At 63.0% G+C, this 20,116-nt stretch carries 15 protein-coding genes; 9 read left to right on the top strand and 6 right to left on the bottom strand.

The features are described 5' to 3' along the window. The first annotated feature begins 102 nt into the window (after positions 1 to 102). From VFF99_RS07725 to VFF99_RS07750, 6 genes are all read left to right on the top strand, one after another. The gene (locus tag VFF99_RS07725; protein ID WP_325016576.1) at positions 103 to 1,362 is read left to right on the top strand and encodes a M48 family metallopeptidase; all 1,260 of its coding nucleotides are present in this window, start codon (positions 103 to 105) and stop codon (positions 1,360 to 1,362) included. Between the two features lie 23 nt (positions 1,363 to 1,385). Further along, positions 1,386 to 1,736, top strand: a complete 351-nt coding sequence (locus VFF99_RS07730) for a 4a-hydroxytetrahydrobiopterin dehydratase (protein ID WP_325016578.1) — start codon at positions 1,386 to 1,388, stop codon at positions 1,734 to 1,736. Between the two features lie 3 nt (positions 1,737 to 1,739). Continuing rightward, the gene (gene rsgA / locus VFF99_RS07735; RefSeq protein ID WP_325016580.1) at positions 1,740 to 2,630 is read left to right on the top strand and encodes a ribosome small subunit-dependent GTPase A; all 891 of its coding nucleotides are present in this window, start codon (positions 1,740 to 1,742) and stop codon (positions 2,628 to 2,630) included. Positions 2,631 to 2,748: 118 nt separating this feature from the next. Continuing rightward, positions 2,749 to 3,663 carry an ornithine carbamoyltransferase gene (gene argF, locus VFF99_RS07740; RefSeq protein WP_325016581.1) on the top strand — a complete coding sequence of 305 codons (915 nt, stop codon included), beginning with the start codon at positions 2,749 to 2,751 and terminating at the stop codon, positions 3,661 to 3,663. A 50-nt stretch (positions 3,664 to 3,713) separates the two neighbouring features. Next, complete coding sequence (argG, locus tag VFF99_RS07745) at positions 3,714 to 5,048, top strand: argininosuccinate synthase (RefSeq protein ID WP_325016583.1); 1,335 nt, start codon at positions 3,714 to 3,716, stop codon at positions 5,046 to 5,048. Positions 5,049 to 5,064: 16 nt separating this feature from the next. Beyond that, a complete protein-coding gene (locus tag VFF99_RS07750) occupies positions 5,065 to 5,385 on the top strand; it encodes a pyrimidine/purine nucleoside phosphorylase (RefSeq protein ID WP_325016585.1) in 321 nt (106 codons plus the stop codon). 48 nt (positions 5,386 to 5,433) lie between these two features. Here the strand turns inward: VFF99_RS07750 and murB are convergent, their stop codons facing one another. After that, positions 5,434 to 6,462, bottom strand: coding sequence for a UDP-N-acetylmuramate dehydrogenase (gene murB, locus VFF99_RS07755; protein ID WP_325016587.1), 1,029 nt, complete (start codon positions 6,460 to 6,462; stop codon positions 5,434 to 5,436). 144 nt (positions 6,463 to 6,606) lie between these two features. Between murB and VFF99_RS07760 the strand changes: the two genes are divergently transcribed. Together VFF99_RS07760 and VFF99_RS07765 are read left to right on the top strand one after the other, a co-directional pair. Further along, positions 6,607 to 7,092, top strand: a complete 486-nt coding sequence (locus VFF99_RS07760) for a YajQ family cyclic di-GMP-binding protein (RefSeq protein ID WP_325016589.1) — start codon at positions 6,607 to 6,609, stop codon at positions 7,090 to 7,092. Between the two features lie 5 nt (positions 7,093 to 7,097). Next, a complete protein-coding gene (locus VFF99_RS07765) occupies positions 7,098 to 7,733 on the top strand; it encodes a retropepsin-like aspartic protease family protein (RefSeq protein ID WP_325016591.1) in 636 nt (211 codons plus the stop codon). A gap of 173 nt (positions 7,734 to 7,906) precedes the next feature. Here VFF99_RS07765 and aroG read toward each other — a convergent pair whose 3' ends face one another. The 4 genes from aroG to VFF99_RS07785 form a co-directional block, all read right to left on the bottom strand. Further along, complete coding sequence (gene aroG / locus VFF99_RS07770) at positions 7,907 to 8,968, bottom strand: 3-deoxy-7-phosphoheptulonate synthase AroG (protein ID WP_325016593.1); 1,062 nt, start codon at positions 8,966 to 8,968, stop codon at positions 7,907 to 7,909. Between the two features lie 283 nt (positions 8,969 to 9,251). Beyond that, positions 9,252 to 10,712 carry a metalloprotease TldD gene (gene tldD / locus VFF99_RS07775; RefSeq protein WP_325016595.1) on the bottom strand — a complete coding sequence of 487 codons (1,461 nt, stop codon included), beginning with the start codon at positions 10,710 to 10,712 and terminating at the stop codon, positions 9,252 to 9,254. 127 nt (positions 10,713 to 10,839) lie between these two features. Then, entirely contained in the window at positions 10,840 to 11,649 is an 810-nt protein-coding gene (locus tag VFF99_RS07780; RefSeq protein WP_325016597.1) for a carbon-nitrogen hydrolase family protein, read from the bottom strand. Positions 11,650 to 11,657: 8 nt separating this feature from the next. Further along, positions 11,658 to 15,839, bottom strand: a complete 4,182-nt coding sequence (locus VFF99_RS07785; RefSeq protein ID WP_325016599.1) for a YhdP family protein — start codon at positions 15,837 to 15,839, stop codon at positions 11,658 to 11,660. A 171-nt stretch (positions 15,840 to 16,010) separates the two neighbouring features. On the opposite strand from VFF99_RS07785, the gene glnE reads away from it, so the two are divergent. Next, on the top strand, positions 16,011 to 18,743 hold the full coding sequence (gene glnE / locus VFF99_RS07790) for a bifunctional [glutamate--ammonia ligase]-adenylyl-L-tyrosine phosphorylase/[glutamate--ammonia-ligase] adenylyltransferase (RefSeq protein ID WP_325016601.1): 2,733 nt from the start codon (positions 16,011 to 16,013) through the stop codon (positions 18,741 to 18,743). A 347-nt stretch (positions 18,744 to 19,090) separates the two neighbouring features. Here glnE and gap read toward each other — a convergent pair whose 3' ends face one another. Beyond that, positions 19,091 to 20,101: a type I glyceraldehyde-3-phosphate dehydrogenase gene (gene gap, locus VFF99_RS07795; RefSeq protein ID WP_325016603.1), complete on the bottom strand. Its 1,011-nt coding sequence runs from the start codon at positions 20,099 to 20,101 to the stop codon at positions 19,091 to 19,093. Positions 20,102 to 20,116: the final 15 nt, after the last annotated feature.

The raw sequence follows: 20,116 nt of genomic DNA on the forward strand, positions 1-20,116 counted from the left end.
ACCCAGATCAGGTTGAATTCGTTCGGGCGGGCAGGTGCGTTCAAGGGAGCTTGTGACATAATTGTTTTCCTCGGTAATCCGCCATTTTCTCACAGGCAGGGCATGTCTTCACTTGCGTTTTCGGTATTGTTCGTCGGTTTCCTGGTACTCACCCTGGCCGTCCGCTTCTGGCTGGGATCGCGACATATCCGCCACGTGATCGCCCACCGGGTGGCCGTGCCGCCGGAATTCGCCGCAAAAATCCCGCTGCACGCCCACCAGAAGGCGGCCGACTATACCGTGGCCAAGACCAAGCTGGGCCTCCTGATGCTGCTGGTGAACGCCGGCGTGCTCATCGGATTCACGCTGCTCGGCGGCCTGCAGTGGCTGTCGGTCGCGCTGTTCAAGCTCACCGGCCCCGGCATGCTCTACCAGCTGGCGCTGATCGCCGCCTTCGGTTTCATCTCGGGCCTGATCGAGCTGCCCTTCGACTACTACCGCCAGTTTGTCCTCGAAGCGCGCTTCGGGTTCAACAAGATGACGCTTGGCCTGTTCATCAGCGACCTGGTCAAGAACATTGTCATCGGCATCGTGATCGGCGTGCCGCTGGTCTGGGTGATCCTTACCCTGATGGACAAGTCCGGCGATCTCTGGTGGCTGTACGCCTGGTTCGTCTGGACCGGATTCCAGCTGCTGTTGCTGGTGCTCTACCCCACCGTCATCGCCCCGTTGTTCAACAAGTTCACGCCGCTGCAGGATGAAAGCCTCAAATCGCGCATCGAGAACCTGATGCAGCGCGTCGGCTTTGCCTCCAAAGGCCTGTTCGTAATGGACGGCTCCAAGCGCAGCGCGCACGGCAACGCCTACTTCTCCGGCTTCGGCGCCGCCAAGCGCATTGTCTTTTTCGACACCCTGCTGGCCCGCCTCGGCCCGCAGGAAATCGAGGCGGTGCTCGCACACGAACTCGGCCACTTCAAGCTCAGGCACGTGATCAAGCGCATCGCCGTCATGTTCGCGCTGTCGCTCGGTTTCCTCGCCCTGCTCGGCTATCTCAAGACGCAGGTCTGGTTCTACACCGGCCTGGGGGTGGACCCGATGCTGCTCACGAACAACGACGCGATGGCCTTGATCCTGTTCACGCTGGCGCTGCCGGTGTTCACCTTCCTGTTCTCGCCGCTGGTCTCGCTCACCTCGCGCAAGCATGAGTTCGAAGCCGATGCCTTCGCGGCGAAGCACACCGACGCCCAGGACCTCGTCTCCGCGCTGGTGAAACTATACGAAGACAACGCGTCGACGCTGACGCCCGACCCGCTGCACTCCGCCTTCTACGACTCGCACCCGCCGGCGAGCGTACGCATCCATCATCTGCTTGCCGGACGATAAACAAACATTTCAAGGGGACAAACATGGTAACCGCCGCCGAGCTGGTCCAAAAGAAGGGCCGCCATCTCGAAACCGCATTGACCGATGCCGAAATCCAGGAACATCTTGCCGCCGTGGAAAATTGGGCGCTGCAGGACGGCAAGATCGTGAAAACCTTCGTGTTCAAGAACTACCATGAAACACTGGCCTTCGTGAACGCGATCGCATGGGTGATCCATGCCGACGACCACCATCCGGAACTGGTCGTGACCTACAACCGCTGCGTGGTCAAGTTCGATACCCACTCCGTCAACAGCGGGCGCGGCGGCATTTCGGAAAACGACTTCATCGGCGCTGCCAAGGTCGACGCGATCTTTCAGCAGGCGGCGCGCTGAGTGATGGGAGTTGAGGCAGGCGTCGTCATTGCCGCCCACGGCAGGCATTATCTGGTACAGGCCGGCGACACACGCGTTCACTGCGTAACCAGGGGCAAGAAAAGTGATGTCGCCGTCGGCGATGTGGTTCATTGGAAGCGCACTTCGCCCGACCAGGGCGTGATCGAACGGATCGAGGAACGCAAGACGCTGCTCTACCGCTCCGACCAGTACAAGTCGAAACTGCTTGCTGCCAATCTGACGCAGTTGTTCATTGTCGTCGCAACGGAGCCGAGCTTCTCGGACGACCTGGTGTCGCGCGCGCTCGTCGCCGCCGAGGCCGGTGGAATCCGGCCTTACATCCTCCTGAACAAGATGGACGTGGCCGAGGCCGTGCCCAAGGCCCGCGAACGGGTTGCGCTGTATGCCCGCCTCGGCTATCCGGTGCTGGAGGTCTCCGCGCGCAGCGCGCCGGAGGAAACGAAGGCGCAGCTCGAACCGTTGCTCGCCGGGCAGTCGACCATCCTCATCGGCCAGTCCGGCATGGGCAAGTCCTCGCTCATCAACCTGCTGGTGCCGGGCGCGGAACTGGCAACGCGCGAAATTTCAGCCGCGCTGGATTCCGGCAAGCACACCACCACCTTCACCCGCCTGTTCATGCTGGACGGCAAAACCTTCATCATCGATTCCCCGGGCTTTCAGGAGTTCGGTCTCTACCACCTCACCGAAGGCATGCTGGAACGCGCCTTCCGCGAGTTCGGCCCGCACCTGGGCAATTGCCGTTTTTACAACTGCCATCACCTTGCCGAGCCGGGCTGCGCGATCCTGTCCGCCGTCGAGCAGGGCGAAATAACGGCGATGCGCCACGCCCTTTACCAGCAGCTCGTGCACGAATCCTCGCAAAAGCTTTACTAAGGTCAGGGAAAGGCCTCGCGCCGGGCCGTTTTGTTATCTTTTTGGGATAAAAATCCCTTATAATTGAACGGCTTACAACCCCCACGGCGGCAGGCGCCACTGGCCGCCGTTTTCATTTATGGCGATCAAACACTTCCTGCAGTTTTCTGACTTTACGCTTGACGAGTTCGAGTACGTCATCGAACGCGCACGAATCATCAAGCGCAAATTCAAGAATTACGAAACCTATCATCCGCTGCTCGACCGCACGCTGGTGATGGTCTTCGAAAAGAACTCGACGCGCACCCGCCTTTCCTTCGAGGCCGGCATGCACCAGCTCGGCGGCGCGGCGATCTACCTCAATACCCGCGACAGCCAGCTCGGCCGCGGCGAGCCGGTCGAGGATGCGGCGCAGGTCATGTCCCGCATGTGCGACATCATCATGGTCCGCACCTTCGGCCAGGACATCATCGAGCGCTTTGCCGGCCACTCGCGCGTGCCTGTCATCAACGGCCTGACCAACGAGCATCATCCCTGCCAGGTGCTGGCCGATGTGTTCACGTATATCGAGCACCGCGGCTCCATCCAAGGCAAGACCGTGGCGTGGATCGGCGATGCCAACAACATGCTCTACTCCTGGCTGCAGGCAGCGCAGGTGTTCGGCTTCCACGTCAATGTCTCGACGCCGAAGGGCTATGAAATCGACCAGTCGCTGGTGGCGCCGGATAACACCCAGTACACCGTTTTCCCCAATCCGTCCGACGCCTGCACCGGCGCGGACCTGGTGACCACCGATGTGTGGACCAGCATGGGCTACGAAGAAGAGAACGCGGCACGGCTGAAGGCCTTCGACGGCTGGATCGTCGATGCCGAGAAGATGAAGCGCGCCAACGCCGATGCCCTCTTCATGCACTGCCTGCCGGCGCACCGCGGCGAAGAAGTCGCCGCCGAAGTGATCGACGGTCCGCAGTCGGTCGTGTGGGACGAAGCCGAAAACCGCCTGCACGTGCAGAAAGCGCTGCTCGAATACCTTGTCCTGGGCAAGCTCAGCTGAGTGCCCGCCCAGTCCACCCCATTACCATCCCAGCAAGCGAAGCAGAAATCATGTCAACCATCCTCCAGTCCGTTCCCGTCAACCAGAAAGTGGGCATCGCCTTTTCCGGCGGTCTCGACACCAGCGCCGCGCTGCACTGGATGCGCCAGAAGGGCGCGATCCCGTACGCGTACACCGCGAACCTCGGCCAGCCCGACGAGCCCGATTACGATGCGATCCCGAAGAAGGCAAAGCAGTACGGCGCCGAACAGGCTCGTCTGATCGATTGCCGCGAGCAGCTGGTGGCCGAAGGCATCGCCGCGCTGCAGAGCGGCGCCTTCCACATCTCGACGGCCGGCATCACCTACTTCAACACCACGCCGCTCGGCCGTGCCGTGACCGGCACCATGCTGGTGGCCGCGATGCAGGAAGACCAGGTCGACATCTGGGGCGACGGCAGCACCTTCAAGGGCAATGACATCGAGCGCTTCTACCGCTACGGCCTGCTGGTGAACCCGTCGCTGCGCATCTACAAGCCCTGGCTCGACGATACCTTCATCCGCGAACTCGGCGGCCGCAAGGAAATGTCGGAGTTCCTGATCAAGTCCGGCTTCGACTACAAGATGTCGGTCGAGAAGGCGTATTCCACCGACTCCAACATGCTGGGCGCGACGCATGAGGCGAAAGACCTCGAGCACCTCAACAGCGGCATGAAGATCGTCGAACCGATCATGGGCGTGGCGTTCTGGCGCGACGACGTCGAGGTCAAGCGGGAAGAAGTGACTGTCCGCTTCGAGGAAGGCCGTCCGGTTGCGCTGAACGGCATGACCTTCGCCAGCGCGGTCGACCTGATGATGGAAGCGAACCGAATCGGCGGCCGCCACGGCCTGGGCATGAGCGACCAGATCGAAAACCGCATCATCGAAGCCAAGAGCCGCGGCATCTACGAAGCCCCCGGCCTGGCGCTGCTGTTCATCGCCTACGAGCGGCTGGTCACCGGCATCCACAACGAAGACACGATCGAGCAGTACCGTGAGAACGGCCGCAAGCTCGGCCGCCTGCTCTACCAGGGCCGCTGGTTCGACCCGCAGGCGATCATGCTGCGCGAGGCATCGCAGCGCTGGGTGGCGCGCGCCATCACCGGCGAAGTGACGCTGGAACTGCGCCGCGGCAACGACTACTCGATCCTGAACACCGACTCGCCGAACCTGACCTACAAGCCGGAACGCCTGACGATGGAAAAGGGCGAAGGCGCCTTCACGCCGCAGGACCGCATCGGCCAGCTCACCATGCGCAACCTCGACATCACCGACACGCGCGAAAAGCTGGGCATCTACAGCAATGCCGGCCTGCTGTCCGCCGGTTCGTCAGTGGCGCTGCCGCGCCTGGGCAAGAGCGACAAATAACGAAAACAGGGAAACCATGACCACACAATTCGACAACGTATCGGTCGTCAAGAAGGCCAACATCTACTTCGACGGCAAGTGCGTCTCGCACAGCGTGCTGTTCGCAGACGGCACGAAGAAGACCATCGGCGTCATCTTCCCGTCGTCGCTGACCTTCAACACCGGCGCACCGGAAGTGATGGAGCTGAATGCCGGCAAATGCCGCATCCGCCTCAAGGGTGAAACCGAATGGAAGAGCTACGAAGGCGGCCAGAGCTTCAACGTGCCGGGCAACTCCAGCTTCGATATCGAAACACTGGAGACGCTGGACTACGTGTGCCACTTCGTGAACGCGTAAGCAGCAGGCAGCAATGAAAAAGGCGATCCGAGGATCGCCTTTTTTGTTTCAGACAAAGACCGGTTCGGGTTCCAGCCTCACATCGAACCTGGCCAGCACATCCTCCTGGATCGCGGCGGCAAGATCGGCGATGTCGCGCCCTGTTGCGCCACCGCGGTTGACCAGCACCAGCGCCTGCTTTTCATACACACCTGCCGCACCCCGGCCCTTGCCCTTCCAGCCGCCCTGGTCGATCAGCCAGCCCGCGGCGAGCTTGTACGTCCCGTCTGCCTGCGGATAACTCACCAGTTGCGGATAGCGCTCCAGCAATGCGTCCCGCTGTTCTTTCGTCACGATCGGGTTCTTGAAGAAGCTGCCCGCGTTGCCGATCAATGCCGGGTCGGGCAGCTTGCGTGTGCGAATGGCGATCACTGCTTCGCTCACCTGCATGGGCGTAGGGGCAGTAATGCCGCGCGCCGCCAGTTCCTGTGCGACGTCGCCGTATTGCGTGTTCGGCTGCCAGTTCTTTGGCAATGCGAAGGTCACATCGACAATCGCCGCGCTGTCGCGCAGTGCATGCTTGAAGATGCTGTCGCGGTAGCTGAAACGGCATGCAGCGTTGTCCAGCGTGAAGGTTTCGCCGGTGTTGAAATCGAAGGCGGTCAGCGCGTGGAAGCGGTCCTTCAGTTCGACGCCGTAGGCGCCGATGTTCTGGATCGGCGCGGCGCCGACATTGCCGGGAATGAGCGACAGGTTCTCCAGTCCGCCCAGGCCCTGCTGCAGGGTCCACTGCACGAAGCCGTGCCAGTTCTCGCCCGCCGCCGCCTTCACATACACCGCATCGTCATCCTCGCCGACGACTTGCACGCCCGTCATCTGCATGTGAAGCACCAGCCCCGGGAAATCGCCGGTCAGCAGGAGGTTGCTGCCGCCGCCGAGCACCAGGCGCGGGAGACGCGCGAGCATGGGGTCGCCTTTGACATGGGTCAACATGCCGGTCGAGGTCACGGCGAGGTAAGCCTTCGCGGTGGCATCGATGCCGAAGGTGTTGAAGCGCCCCAGCGGGAAATCGTATTGAACGGGAAGAACGTTAGCCATAGCCGAGGAATTATATAGAGGGCGCCGTCTCTAGCCACCCGTTTTTTTGTCGGCTAGAATCGGCGATGATCAACTCGCAACGCGGCCTGCCAGAACAACAACCACCCGGCCGGTTCCCCCCAACAGTGATAAAGGAAGTAAGACATGCCTTCTTTTGACGTCGTCTCCGAAGCCAACATCGTCGAAGTGCGCAATGCCGTCGACCAGTCCAACAAGGAAATCTCCACCCGTTTCGACTTCAAGGGCAGCGACGCCCGCGTCGATCAGAAAGAGCGCGAACTGACCGCCTACGCGGACAGCGAATTCCAGCTCAACCAGGTGCGCGATGTGCTGACCGGGAAGATGGTCAAGCGCAATGTGGATGTGCGCTTCCTCGACATCGGCAAGATCGAGAAGATCGGCGGCGACAAGGTGAAGCAGATCATCAAGGTCAAGAACGGCATCGACTCCGATACCGCGAAAAAGATCGTGAAGATCGTCAAGGAGAGCAAGATCAAGGTGCAGGCAAGCATCCAGGGCGATGCGGTGCGCGTCTCCGGCGCCAAGCGCGATGACCTCCAGACGACGATGGCGCTGCTGCGCAAGGAAGTCACTGACCTGCCGCTCGAGTTCAACAACTTCCGCGACTGACCGCCATGCGCCTGGCCACCCTCCCTGCCCTTCTGCTCCTTTCCGGCGCTGCCCTCGCTGCAGACATCAGCGTGGTCGGCGTGTTCCCGAACAAGGCGGTGCTGGTGGTGGACGGCGGATCGCCGAAAACCTACTCGGTCGGCGCCTCGATCGCCGAGGGCATCAAGCTGGTCGCGGCCGATAGTTCCGGCGCCACCATCGACATCAACGGCAAGCGGCAGACGATCGCGATGGGGGAGCATTTCAACCGTGCACCTTCATCGGGCGGCGGCAAGCAGAGCGTCACGCTGCAGGCCGACGGCCAGGGCCACTACATGGTGAACGGCCAGATCAACGGCGGCAGCGTGCGCATGCTGCTCGATACCGGCGCGACCCTGATCGCCCTGCCGGCATCGGATGCGGTACGGCTGGGTATCGACTACAAGAAGGGCGCGCCGGCCTATGTGAATACCGCGAACGGCGTGGCGCCGGCGTACAAGATCAAATTGAACACCGTGAAGGTGGGCGATATCGAGATCAACCAGGTCGATGCGCTGGTGCAGGAACAAGGCCTGCCGATCATCCTGCTGGGGATGTCTTTCCTCAACCGCACCGAGATGCGCCGCGACGGCGCCCACATGGTCCTGACAAAGCGCTTCTGAGCGCGCTCCTTGCCGCTCTCGATGCCACACCGGTACGCACCGCAGGTGTAAAGAACGTCATCCCGGCGAACGCCGGGATCCAGTGACGTTAAACAACAAGTGCAAGACACTGGATCCCGACTTTCGTCGGGATGACGGCGGTGCAACCAAACTCAAGTAAAACGCGGACGCGCTTACTCCGTGTCCGCCAGGCGGCGCTGACGCACGGCGTCGGCGAGACCTTCCAGCACCTTCACGCTGGTATCCCAGTCGATGCAACCGTCGGTGACGGACTGGCCGTAAGTGAGCTCCTTCCCCGGCACGAGGTCCTGGCGGCCGGCGACCAGGTGCGATTCCACCATCACGCCGACGATGCGGGTGTCGCCGCCGGCGATCTGTTTGGCGATGTCGGCGCAGACCGGCACCTGGTTTTCCGGCTTCTTCGAGCTGTTGGCGTGCGAGGCGTCGATCATCAGGCGCGATGCCAGCCCGTTGGCGGCGATGTCCTTGCAGGCGGCTTCGACGCTGGCGGCGTCATAGTTCGGCGCCTTGCCGCCGCGCAGGATGATGTGGCAATCCTCGTTGCCGCCGGTGGACACGATGGCGGAGTGGCCGCCCTTGGTGACGGAGAGGAAGTGGTGCGGCTGCGACGCGGCCTTGATCGCATCGACCGCGATCTTGATGTTGCCGTCGGTGCCGTTCTTGAAGCCGACCGGGCAGGACAGTCCGGAGGCCAGCTCGCGGTGCACCTGCGACTCGGTGGTGCGGGCACCGATCGCGCCCCAGCTGATCAGGTCGGCAACATACTGCGGGCTGATCACGTCGAGGAATTCGGTGCCGGCCGGCAGGCCGAGTTCATTGATGTTGAGAAGCAGCTGGCGGGCCATGCGCAGGCCGTCGTTGATGCGGAAGCTGTTGTCCATGTAGGGGTCGTTGATCAGCCCCTTCCAGCCGACCGTGGTGCGCGGCTTTTCGAAGTACACGCGCATGACGATTTCCAGGTCGTCCTTGAAGCGCTCGCGCTGCTCGGCCAGGCGGCGCGCATACTCCATCGCGGCCTTGGTATCGTGGATCGAGCAGGGGCCGATCACCACCATCACGCGGTCATCCTGGCCATGCAGGATGCGGTGCAGCGCGACGCGGGAATTGGCGACCGTGTTGGAGGCCTTCTCGGTGCAGGAAAATTCGCGGATCAGGTGCGACGGGGGCGCCAGTTCCTTCATTTCCCGGATGCGCAAGTCGTCTGTGCGTTGCATGTGTACTCTCCAGTCAGGTTCAAGTCTGTATAAACGAAAAAACCGCCATTTCTGGCGGTTTTTCAGGATTCGGTTCGTGCTCTTTTATTCGTGCGCTGACCGCTTTTCCACCGCCTTTGGGCTGGAATAGCTAAAGAAAAAATAAAAGTAAAAGCGCGCGAAAGTCATGTTTTTCAGGGTTTTTGCTGAAAATTTCGATTAATAGTGCAGTAATTCATTAGATTTGGCAAGGCTTTGGGGGAAATTCGTCGCAAATCCCGCTCCAGCCCTGCCAGTGTGTCAATCAGGCGGTGCCGCCCACGGTCATGCCTTCGATGCGCAGCGTCGGCTGGCCCACGCCCACCGGTACGCTCTGCCCTTCCTTGCCGCACACGCCGATGCCGCTGTCGAGCTGCATGTCGTTGCCGATCATCGTCACGCGGTTCAGCACGTCGGGGCCGTTGCCGATCAGGGTGGCGCCCTTGACCGGATAGGTCACCTTGCCATCCTCGATCATGTAGGCCTCGCTCGCCGAGAACACGAACTTGCCGTTGGTGATGTCCACCTGGCCGCCGCCGAAGTTCACCGCGTACAGGCCGTTCTTCACCGAGGCGATGATCTCCTGCGGGTCCTTGTCGCCGGCCAGCATGTAGGTATTGGTCATGCGCGGCATCGGCAGGTGTGCGTACGACTCGCGGCGCGCATTGCCGGTCACGTTCATCCGCATCAGGCGCGCATTCATCGTGTCCTGGATATAGCCCTTCAGGATGCCGTCCTCGATGAGCGTCGTGCATTGCGTCGGGTTGCCCTCGTCGTCGATGTTGAGCGAGCCGCGGCGGTCTGCGATGGTGCCGTCGTCCACCACGGTCACGCCCTTGGCGGCGACACGTTCGCCGATGCGGCCCGAGAAGGTGCTGGAACCCTTGCGGTTGAAGTCGCCTTCGAGGCCGTGGCCGACCGCTTCGTGCAGCAGCACGCCGGGCCAGCCGGGGCCGAGCACGACGGTCATCGCGCCTGCGGGAGCGGGACGGGCATCGAGGTTGACGATCGCGGATTCGACGGCTTCGGTGGCGTACTTCTCCAGCAGCTCGTCGGTGAAATACGCATAGTTGTAACGTCCGCCGCCGCCGCTCGATCCGATTTCACGCCGCCCGTTCTGCTCGGCGATCACGGTCACCGAAACACGCACCAGCGGGCGAACGTCCGCCGCCAGCACGCCGTCGCTGCGGACCACCAGCACGACATCGTATTCGCCCGCCAGCCCGGCCATCACCTGCACCACGCGCGGATCCTTCGCGCGCGCAATTTTTTCGACCTTCTCGAGCAGCTTCACCTTTTCCGTTGCATCAAGGGAAGCAAGCGGATCGTGCGGCAGGTAGAGTGAACGGCCGCCCACCGGCTGGATCGCCGATGCGACCTTCACCTTGCCGGCGCCCTGACGCGCAATGGTGCGGGTGGCCGCGGCCGCTTCCAGCAGTGCGCGCTCGGAAATTTCATCGGAGTAGGAAAACGCTGTCTTGTCGCCCGACACCGCGCGTACGCCCACGCCCTGGTCGATCGAGAAGCTGCCGGTCTTGACGATGCCTTCTTCCAGGCTCCAGCCTTCGTTGCGGGTGAACTGGAAGTACAGGTCGGCATAGTCGACCTTGTGCGTGAAGATCTCGCCCAGTGCCCTGTTCAGCTTGGATTCATCGAGTCCGAAGGGGGACAGCAGGATGTCGCGTGCAATGCCGAGGGTCTGGAGATTCGGTTCGAAAAGATTCATGGTATCTCTGCATGCGCCCGGCGGGCGCGGGGGAAAGGAGTCAAAAGATGGAAAAAGATGGATAGATTGTAGAACATCCGCAAGGTGCCCGTTGATTTCAGGGCCAGTGCCTCGCGGTAACAAAGGTCTACAGCTTGCGGTGCTTCAACGCGGGCAGGCTCTCGCGCACGCGCCGCAGGTGCGCGGGATCGAGTTCGCCGACCACCGTTCCCTCCCCTTCCGGGAGCGCCGCCTTGACCTCTCCCCAAGGATCGACCAGCATGCTGTGTCCCCAGGTCCGGCGGCCATTGGGATGAATCCCGCCCTGTGCGGCGGCCAGTACATAGCACTGGTTTTCGATCGCCCTTGCGCGCAGCAGGATCTCCCAGTGCGCGCGGCCGGTGGTGTAGGTGAAAGCTGCCGGCACGACGATCAGCGCGCAGTCGCCCATTGCCCGGTAGAGCTCCGGGAAACGCAGGTCGTAGCACACCGAAAGCCCTACCCTGCCGAACGGCGCGTCGAAGGCACCGACCGACGTGCCATGCACGATAGTGCGCGCCTCGTCATAGGATTCCTCGCCCTTGGTAAAGCTGAACAGGTGGATCTTGTCGTAGCGGATCACATGCTCGCCCTGCGGGTTGTACACCATGGTGGTGTTGAGGACCTTGTCCGCTTCCGCCGCTGCCATCGGCAGTGTGCCGCCAATGAGCCACACGCCGTTTTCGCGCGCCATCTCCGCCATGCATGCCTGTATCGGCCCCGCGTCGAGGCGCTCGGCATGCGCCACCTTGTCGGATTCCTTCATGCCCATGATGGGCCAGTATTCGGGCAGCAGGACCAGCCTTGCACCCTGCCGCGCCGCATCGGCGACAAGCCGGCGCGCGTTTGCGAAATTCTCTTCCACGACGGGCGTGGAAACCATCTGTACCGCAGCGATCTTTACAGGTTCGGCAAGCATGTCATTCCTCAACTATTGTTTCTGGAACCGTTGGCAAGCTCCCCGGTCGGGCTCGTCGGCTGGCGTACCAGCTTGGTCACCACCGGGTCCTTCCACGGGCCGGTGACCTGGTACTCGAAGGTAAATGCCTTCATCAGCGGGTCGCGCAGGAACAGCTGGGCAAGGAAGGTACCCACGCCGATCACCGGGTTCACCGCCAGACCATACACCACGGAGGCGGCACCGACATTGATCTCGGGTATGACGACGACGTGCAGGTTCTGCGCCTCCTTGGCGATGTCGGCCGTGCCGTCCATCAGCACGGTGGCGGCGACGCCGCGCATCTTGAAGTTGTCCGTCCGGGCAACGCCGTTGCTGATGCTTGCCGTCGCGGTCACGCCGTCGAAGGCAAAGCCTTCCGAAAACACGTCGCGGAAGTCGAGGACGAGGCGGCGCGGCAAGGATTGCAGGCTGAGCACGCCGAGCAGCTTGGCGGCGGCCGGGTCGACCTTCAGGAACTGGCCGCTGGCGAGATCGAGCGTGAACTGGCCGTTGAGGCTGGGAATATCCAGCGAGAACGGCAAGCCCTTCCAGTTGATCTCGCCGTCCATCTTGCCCTTGCCGCCGCGTAGCACGTTGGCAAAGCCGAAGCGTTCGAGCAGCTTGCCGGCGTCGGCGATATTGAGCGTGTAGTCGAGGCTGGACAGGTTTTCCCCGTCGCGGGCCGTCCACTTGCCGGTCGCTTTCAGTTCCGCATCGGCGTTGGTGATGGAGAGCTTGTCGATACGCCACTCGCGTCCGGCAAAGCCGCGGGCATTGTGCGCGGCCAGTTCCAGTTGGCCGAACTTCTTGCCGAACAGTTCGAAATTCTCGGCGACGATATCGACCGCCGGCATCTGGGTCGTCGCGCTCGGGCCTTCCAGGAGATCCGTCACTTCGCTTGCGGCGGATTTGGGAATGACCAGCGAAGCAAGCCGTGCGGACACGCGTCCCAGTCCCCGCCCGGAGCGCGATTCCACCCAAGTCAGGTAGCCCGAAGCCTGCTCGGAATCGATGTTGGCCTGCCACACGCCTTTCTGGTGCGAGGCGCCGACTACGACGTTGTCGAGCTTGCGGTCCATGATGAGCAGTTCCGTTGCCCGTGCTGCAAGCACTTCCGGCTCGATGTACTGCGCAAGCGCGAGCGCATCCTGCTGCTTGCCCGTCTCCGCCTGCCGGCCGGAGGACGTGACCGGCGCCAGCGCACGCCGCCAGGCATCGATGTCGAGCGTCTTCATGACGACGTTCGCGATCAGGCCGTTGTCGGGCATCGGCACCGGTACGTTGACGCCGATCCCGCCGCGGACAACTTTCCATTCGGCGTCCTTGTCGCTTGCCTTCTGCCTTTCGTAGCGGGCCGCAATCGTCGCGCCGAGCGAGAGTTTCATTTCGTCGCGCAGGCTGCCGGCATCGCCGTTCGCCAGGCCGTTCAGTTCGAACTTGAGCGGCAGGGTTTCATTGGCCGCCTTGCGCAGCGGCGCCGGGAAATCCAGCGCGATTCCGGCGAGGTTCGACTCCACCGTGATTTCGGGCTGGCCGTTGCGCACGCGCACGAGCGTCGTGTAGCGGGTGCTGCCGGTGATGCGTTCGGACAGGCGCTGGGTGGCCGGCGTCGCATAAAGCTTGCGCACGCCGTCCGCGGTCAGGTTGCCGTCCGCGCGCACCAGAATCGTGCCGTCGCGCTGGGTGCCGCCGCTCAGGGTGACAGGACCGCCGAGGAAATTCGACTTGATCGCGCCGATGCTGAATCCTTTTTCATTGAATTCCAGCTTGCCGTTGGTGCCGGACAGCGGCGGAAGCATGTTGCGCAGGGTAACCGTGTTGCCGGTGAAATGCAGGGTGCCGAGCACCTTGGACTCTGGCATCCGGTGCAAGGGCAGCAGCAGTTTCAACTGCAACTTCGCGTTGCCGGCGGCCTTGGTCTCGTCGGTGAAATGGCCGATCCACTCGCCCACCGGGCTGTCCTGCGTGAACTTGACGAAGTTCTGCAAAGGCCCGGCCGCTTCGCCGTCCACGTCGAGCACCGCATCATCATCGGCGAGATCGGGAATGACTACCTTGACACGAGAAAGCGTGGTTCCGGAACTGCGCGCGCTGTCGGCATGGATCTCCATGCGGGCGCGGTCGAAGGCGATGGTGCCGTTGATCTGGTCGATCACCGGCCACATCGGCGACTTGCCGTCCTTGCCATGCAAGTCCGGCGCGTAATTCAGCTTACCGTTCTCGATCTTGCCGGCGATGCTGAATTCGCCTTTCGAGCGGTCCTGCTGCGCATGGTAGGGGAACTGCGACACCTCCCCTTTCCACCGGAGCTTCACATCCTTGACGGTGCCGCCGCCCAGGGCGCCGGTCAGCCAGTCGCGCAGGGTTTTCGGTGTCTGCACCGGCAGGTAGCGCTCGACCTTCTGGATGTCGAGCTTGTTGATCTTGCCATTGATGTCGACCGTTCCCTGCACGCCGCCCTGCTTGCGGTTGAGCGGCATCAGGTGCTTGCCGGAGAAGGCGCCGGCCAGGTCTTCGTGCACGAAGTCCATCTTCTGCACATCGAGCAGCAGCTGGTCGTTGTCCTGGAAGGCCCAGGTGGCCTGCATGTTCAGTGCCTGGAAAGGCAGGGCCGGTTCGTCGAAGTAACCGGGAAGCTGCAGCACCAGCTTGCTGGAAGCGAGCTGGAAGGCGCCGCCACGATCGTTCGCATCGACGCGGCCGGTCAGGTTTTCAAAGCCCGGGATCGCCGGCACCGCCGCCTGCGCCGGCTCGGTGGCGGTCTTCGGCCGCGCCGGACGGGCCGGCTGCGGCTTGAGCGACAGCCCCGCGAACTGGCCCTTCACGCTGTAGGCGGAGATATTCGGATAAGCGCCGTGCCATTGCGCGGAAAAGTCCTTCAGCACGCCGCGCGGTGCGAAGTCGGCAAGCATCTCGCGCTGCTCCGGCGGCAGCGGCAGGCGTTCGGCAAAATTGGCAATGGTCTCGAGGTCCAGCAGGCGGGCGCGGATTTCCGTCTTTGCCGGACGCCCGCCTTTCGCCGGCGCATAACTCTCGCTGATCGTCGTGCGCGGCAGGAACAGGCCGTCGTCGGTCTGCAGGGTGAAGTCCGTCAGCGAAATGGCATGTCCATTCTGTCCGAAGGAAGGCGTGCCGTTATTGCTGCCGGCGCCGACATCTTCGCGCACCGAGATGCGGCCGCTGACTTCGGTGAGATTGAGCTGGTCGAGATCCTTGCGCAGGCGGGCCGATACATTGGACAGCGTGAGGTCGGCGGTGAAGTCCGCCACCCGCGCATGATCGAACAGGAGCCATGCGCGCACCGAGCCCTTCCCGCGCTGCATGTCGATCGGATAATCGGCATAGGCGCGCCACGCTGTCAGGTCGGTGTCGCGCAGGTCGGTGTACAACTCGCCCTTCCAGCGGGTGACGTCCGAAATGGTTTCGGCAAAATGCGGATGCTCGAAGGATGCGCGGATATCGAGCGGCGCGGCGAAGGCGGCGGGCGGCGTGGCCCTGAGCGCAAACCGGTGGTGGCGCCACTGGTTGTGCAACAGGAAATCGACGTCGTCGAGAACGAGTTCGGGCGCAGCGCGCTTTTCATCGTTCCAGCGCAGCCGTCCGTCGCGGATCACGATCTCGCGCTGCGACAGCACCCAGTCCGCGCCCTTGCCGTCGCCGCCCTTGCCGGCATCGACAAAGATGCCCGCCACGTACAGCCTGCCCTCGGCGTCGCGCCGGATGTCCATGTCGGGCCGGTTGATCTCCAGCTGCTGCAGGCGCAGCTCGCCCACGGCGAGGGTCAGCCAGGACAGCGTGGCGGAGACGCTGGGCAGTGTGAGCGCGGGCTGGCCGGCCTTGTCATGGATGACAACGGTGTCGAGCGTCAGCCGCGGGTGCAGGCCGGACCAGGACGCCTGGATATCGGCGATCGTGACGCGGTTGCCGATGGCGCTGCTGGCCAGCTTTTCCACATCGGGCTTGTAATTGTCGATGTTGGGCAGGACCACATAGCGCAGTCCGAGCACGAGGGCACAGAAGATGAAGTAGATGAGGACGGCAAGCTTGAACAAGCCGCCGAGCGCGCGGTAGGTGGCCGCATTGGTGATTCGATAACATTCCCGGACCGCGATCCAGACGCTGAGGGCGCCGGCGGCGATTTTGTGCGGAATGAGTTTGGCGATGGACATCTATTGGAAAACAGGCAGCGTAGGCAGCGTAGGCAACGTACAATAGGGTCAGACAGATATTGCGAAAAACATCATGTTCGCACGGATATCGTCTGCGTGGAAACGCAAGCGTGATCCAGCGACCCTACGCCCGCAAAGACTCCCCCCATCGACACACTCCCCTTTGATATTGTGACCCAATCCTATTTGACCAGTAACATTGCATCGCGGTTCTACGCGCGTTGGCTGAATGCGGACCCGGCTCGTGCGGGCATGGTGGCGGAGCTTGCCGGATTATCCATGACACGGGCCGATTTTGCCCGGCTTTTACAAAAAGAAACAGAGGCCGGCATGCCCCTCGTCCGGGCCATGCGCCGCTTGCGCAACCTGGTCGTGTGTCATCTGATCGAACGCGACCTCGGCGGCAAGGCCGACCTCGACGAGGTGCTGCGCACCATCAGCGAGTTCGCGGATTTCGCCGTGCAGACCCATGTCGCCGCGCTCAACGCGGAGATGATCGCCGCCCACGGCACGCCGATCGGCAACGAGTCGGGCGAAACGCAGGAGCTGATCGTCCTCGGCATGGGCAAGCTCGGCGGCTGGGAGCTGAACGTCTCCTCCGATATCGACCTGATCTTCGTTTACCCGGAGAACGGCGAGACGCGGACGGATTCGCCGGAGCAGCGCCCCTTGTCGAACCACGAATTCTTTGTCCGGCTCGGCAAGAAGCTGATCGGCGCACTGTCCGAGATTACTGAGGACGGCTTCACCTTCCGCGTCGACATGGCGCTGCGCCCGAACGGCGCATCGGGGCCGCTGGCCGCGAGCTTCGGCATGGTGGAGGAATACCTCATCGTGCAGGGCCGCGAATGGGAACGGTATGCCTGGGTCAAGGCGCGCGCAATGACCGGCCGCCCGGAAGACATCGCGGCCCTGGAACAGATCGTCCGTCCCTTCGTCTACCGGCGCTACCTGGATTTCGGCGCCATCGAGGCGCTGCGCAACATGCATGCGCAGATCCGGGCCGAAGTGATCCGGCAGGAGACCCGCCATCCGGGGCGCACAAACAACGTCAAGCTCGGCCGCGGCGGCATCCGCGAGGTGGAGTTCCTGGCGCAGGTGTTCCAGCTGATCCGCGGCGGCCGTGATGCCTCCCTGCGCGACCGCTCGACCCGCAGGACGCTCGCCACCCTGGTCGAGAAAAACCTCTTGAGCGCGGAAGAAGTGGCGCAGCTGCTGGAGGCGTACACCTTCCTGCGCAACCTCGAACACCGCCTGCAATACCTGGACGACGCGCAGACCCACACCTTGCCGCCCAACCCGGACGACCGGCTGACCGTGGCGAAGATGATGGGCTTCACCGATGTGGAAGCGATGCTGGAAGAGCTCGACGCGCACCGCGCGGTGGTCGCCTCCCAGTTCGATGCGATGTTCAGCGACAAGCGCAGCGGCCAGGCGCAGCCCGAGGCCGCGGAAGCGCCGGCGCACGTGGCGCTGTCGGACGCCGACAGCCGCGATGTCATCGAGACCGGCCTCGCCGCGCTGGGCTTCGACGATGCGCCCGCCGCCGCGCAACGGCTGCTCGCGACCTGGCAATCGCCGAAGCTCTCATCCCTTCCGGAATCCAGCCGTGCCAAGCTGCAGGCGCTGGTCAATGCCGCCCTGCCGCAGATCGCGGCGCTCACCGATGCACGCAGCGCCACCCTGGGCCGCCTGCTGGACTTCTTCGAGGCGATCGCACGCCGCGCCGCCTATCTCGCATTGCTGACTGAGTATCCGCACACGCTCGGGCGCGTAATCCGGATGATGAACGCCAGCGACTGGGCGGCAAAGTACCTGACGCGCCATCCCATCCTGCTCGACGAACTGCTCGAAGACCGCACCCTGAACGCCGCGCCCGAATGGCCCGCTTTCGCCCTCGAAGTGCAGCGCCAGCTCGACGCGGCGGACGGCGACACCGAGCACCAGATGAACGTCCTGCGCGACCTGCACCACGCGCAGCTGTTCCGCCTGCTGGCGCAGGATCTGGAAGGCACACTGACCGTGGAGCGGCTGGCCGACCATCTCTCGGCGCTCGCCGATATCCTGGTCGATGCGACCATCCATGCCGTGTGGAAGACAATCCACAACCGCCACCGCGAGACGCCGAAATTCGCCGTCGTCGCCTACGGCAAGCTGGGCGGCAAGGAGCTGGGTTATGCATCGGACCTGGATGTCATCTTCCTGTACGACGACGAGGACCAGGAAGCGCCGGCGCTGTACGCGAAGCTGGCGCAGCGCTTCATCACCTGGATGACCAGCCATACGCCGGCCGGCATCCTGTTCGACATTGACATCGCGCTGCGTCCGGACGGCGCCAGCGGCCTGCTGGTGTCGCGCCTGTCCTCGTTCGAGAAGTACCAGACCGGTTCAGCGTGGGTGTGGGAACACCAGGCGCTGACCCGCGCGCGCTTCTGTGCCGGCGACGCCGCCATCGGCGCCCGTTTCGAAGCGATCCGCGAAGCGGTGCTGCGCCAGCCGCGCGACGAAAACAAGCTGCGCGAGGAAGTGCGCGCCATGCGCAGGAAGATGCACGAAGCCCATCCCAACCGCTCGACGCAGTTCGACCTCAAGCACGATGCGGGCGGGATGATCGACATCGAGTTCATCGTCCAGTATCTCGTGCTGCTGCATTCTTCGCGCTACCAGCAGCTCACGGCGGATATTGGCAACATTGCACTGCTCAAGCTGTGCGGCGACCTCGGCCTGATCGACGCCGGCCTCGCGGTCCAGGTGGCCGACGCCTACCGGATGTTCCGCAAGCTCCAGCACCAGATCCGCCTGCAAGGCAGCGACCGGGCGCGGGTGGACATGGAACGGGTTGGCATGCAGGCTGCCTGCGTCAGGGCCTTGTGGGAAGCGACATTGGGTACCGGGCCGAGCTGAATAAAAAAAGCCCCGTCATGCGGGGCAATACGGTTCACTTACGGTTGATTCCACCGCCGTCATCCCGACGAAAGTCGGGATCGCGTGTCTTTCTTCGCGACTCTAACGACGCTGGATCCCGGCCTTCGCCGGGATGACGGGGTGAGGGAAGCGGGAGGTGGTTCCGCTTCTACCCGCATGCGGTCAGACAAGGCTGTCCTGCTGCATTCGAATGCGGGTCGCTGAGTTCAATCACACTCCCCCCTCGCCCCGTCATCCCGGCGAAGGCCGGGATCCAGTGTCGTGCGTGCATCGACTGACGCCACCGTCATTCCTGCTTACACAGGAACGACGGCGAATGCCAGTAATTACTTGGCGTTCATCAGAGCCACGGTGGTGTCGAGCATACGGTTGGAGAAGCCCCACTCGTTGTCGTACCAGGAGGACACCTTCACCAGGCGGCCGGAGACCTTGGTCAGGGTCGCGTCGAAGTTGCTCGATGCCGGGTTGTGGTTGAAGTCCACGGAGACCAGCGGCTCGGTGTTGTAGGTCAGGATGCCCTTCAGTGCGCCGTTGGCCGCATCCTTCATGATCTGGTTCACTTCCTCGACGGTGGTGTCGCGGGCGGCCACGAAGGACAGGTCGACGATGGAGACGTTGATGGTCGGCACGCGGATCGCGTAGCCGTCCAGCTTGCCGTTCAGTTCCGGCAGCACCAGGCCGACTGCAGCGGCGGCTCCGGTCTTGGTCGGGATCATGGACTGGGTGGCGGAACGGGCGCGGCGCAGGTCTTCGTGCATCACGTCGGTCAGCACCTGGTCGTTGGTGTAGGCGTGCACGGTGGTCATCAGGCCGTTCTCCAGGCCGATCTTGTCATGCAGCGGCTTGACCAGCGGGGCCAGGCAGTTGGTGGTGCAGGAGGCATTGGAGATGACGGTGTCGGATGCCTTCAGCACGTCCTGGTTCACGCCGAACACCACGGTCGCGTCCACATCCTTGCCGCCCGGTGCGGAGATGATGACCTTCTTGGCGCCGCCCTTCAGGTGGGCGGATGCCTTTTCCTTGGTGGTGAAGAAGCCGGTGCACTCGAGCACGACGTCGACGTTCAGCTCGCCCCAGGGAATCTGGGCCGGGTCGCGCTGCGCGAACACCTTGATCTTGTCGCCGTTGACGATCATGAATTCGCCGTCGACTTCAACGGTACCCGGGAACTTGCCGTGGGCGGTGTCGTAGCGGGTCAGGTGGGCATTCGACTGGGCATTGCCGAGGTCGTTGATGGCAACGATCTGGATGTCATGCTTCTTGCCGCCTTCGTAGTGGGAACGAAGGATGTTGCGGCCGATGCGGCCATAGCCGTTGATTGCGACGCGAATGGTCATGTGGTTTTCTCCTGA

It is taken from the genome of Noviherbaspirillum sp., from assembly GCF_035654295.1.
Taxonomy (GTDB): Bacteria; Pseudomonadota; Gammaproteobacteria; order Burkholderiales; family Burkholderiaceae_D; genus Noviherbaspirillum.

Coding starts and splice junctions, on each gene's coding strand:
- VFF99_RS07730 (WP_325016578.1), top strand. CDS start 1,386: ATGGTAACCGCCGCCGAGCTGGTCCAAAAGAAGGGCCGCCATCTCGAA.
- VFF99_RS07780 (WP_325016597.1), bottom strand. CDS start 11,649: ATGCTTGCCGAACCTGTAAAGATCGCTGCGGTACAGATGGTTTCCACG.
- VFF99_RS07760 (WP_325016589.1), top strand. CDS start 6,607: ATGCCTTCTTTTGACGTCGTCTCCGAAGCCAACATCGTCGAAGTGCGC.
- rsgA (WP_325016580.1), top strand. CDS start 1,740: ATGGGAGTTGAGGCAGGCGTCGTCATTGCCGCCCACGGCAGGCATTAT.
- VFF99_RS07750 (WP_325016585.1), top strand. CDS start 5,065: ATGACCACACAATTCGACAACGTATCGGTCGTCAAGAAGGCCAACATC.
- tldD (WP_325016595.1), bottom strand. CDS start 10,712: ATGAATCTTTTCGAACCGAATCTCCAGACCCTCGGCATTGCACGCGAC.
- argG (WP_325016583.1), top strand. CDS start 3,714: ATGTCAACCATCCTCCAGTCCGTTCCCGTCAACCAGAAAGTGGGCATC.
- argF (WP_325016581.1), top strand. CDS start 2,749: ATGGCGATCAAACACTTCCTGCAGTTTTCTGACTTTACGCTTGACGAG.
- VFF99_RS07765 (WP_325016591.1), top strand. CDS start 7,098: ATGCGCCTGGCCACCCTCCCTGCCCTTCTGCTCCTTTCCGGCGCTGCC.
- VFF99_RS07725 (WP_325016576.1), top strand. CDS start 103: ATGTCTTCACTTGCGTTTTCGGTATTGTTCGTCGGTTTCCTGGTACTC.
- gap (WP_325016603.1), bottom strand. CDS start 20,101: ATGACCATTCGCGTCGCAATCAACGGCTATGGCCGCATCGGCCGCAAC.
- aroG (WP_325016593.1), bottom strand. CDS start 8,968: ATGCAACGCACAGACGACTTGCGCATCCGGGAAATGAAGGAACTGGCG.
- VFF99_RS07785 (WP_325016599.1), bottom strand. CDS start 15,839: ATGTCCATCGCCAAACTCATTCCGCACAAAATCGCCGCCGGCGCCCTC.
- murB (WP_325016587.1), bottom strand. CDS start 6,462: ATGGCTAACGTTCTTCCCGTTCAATACGATTTCCCGCTGGGGCGCTTC.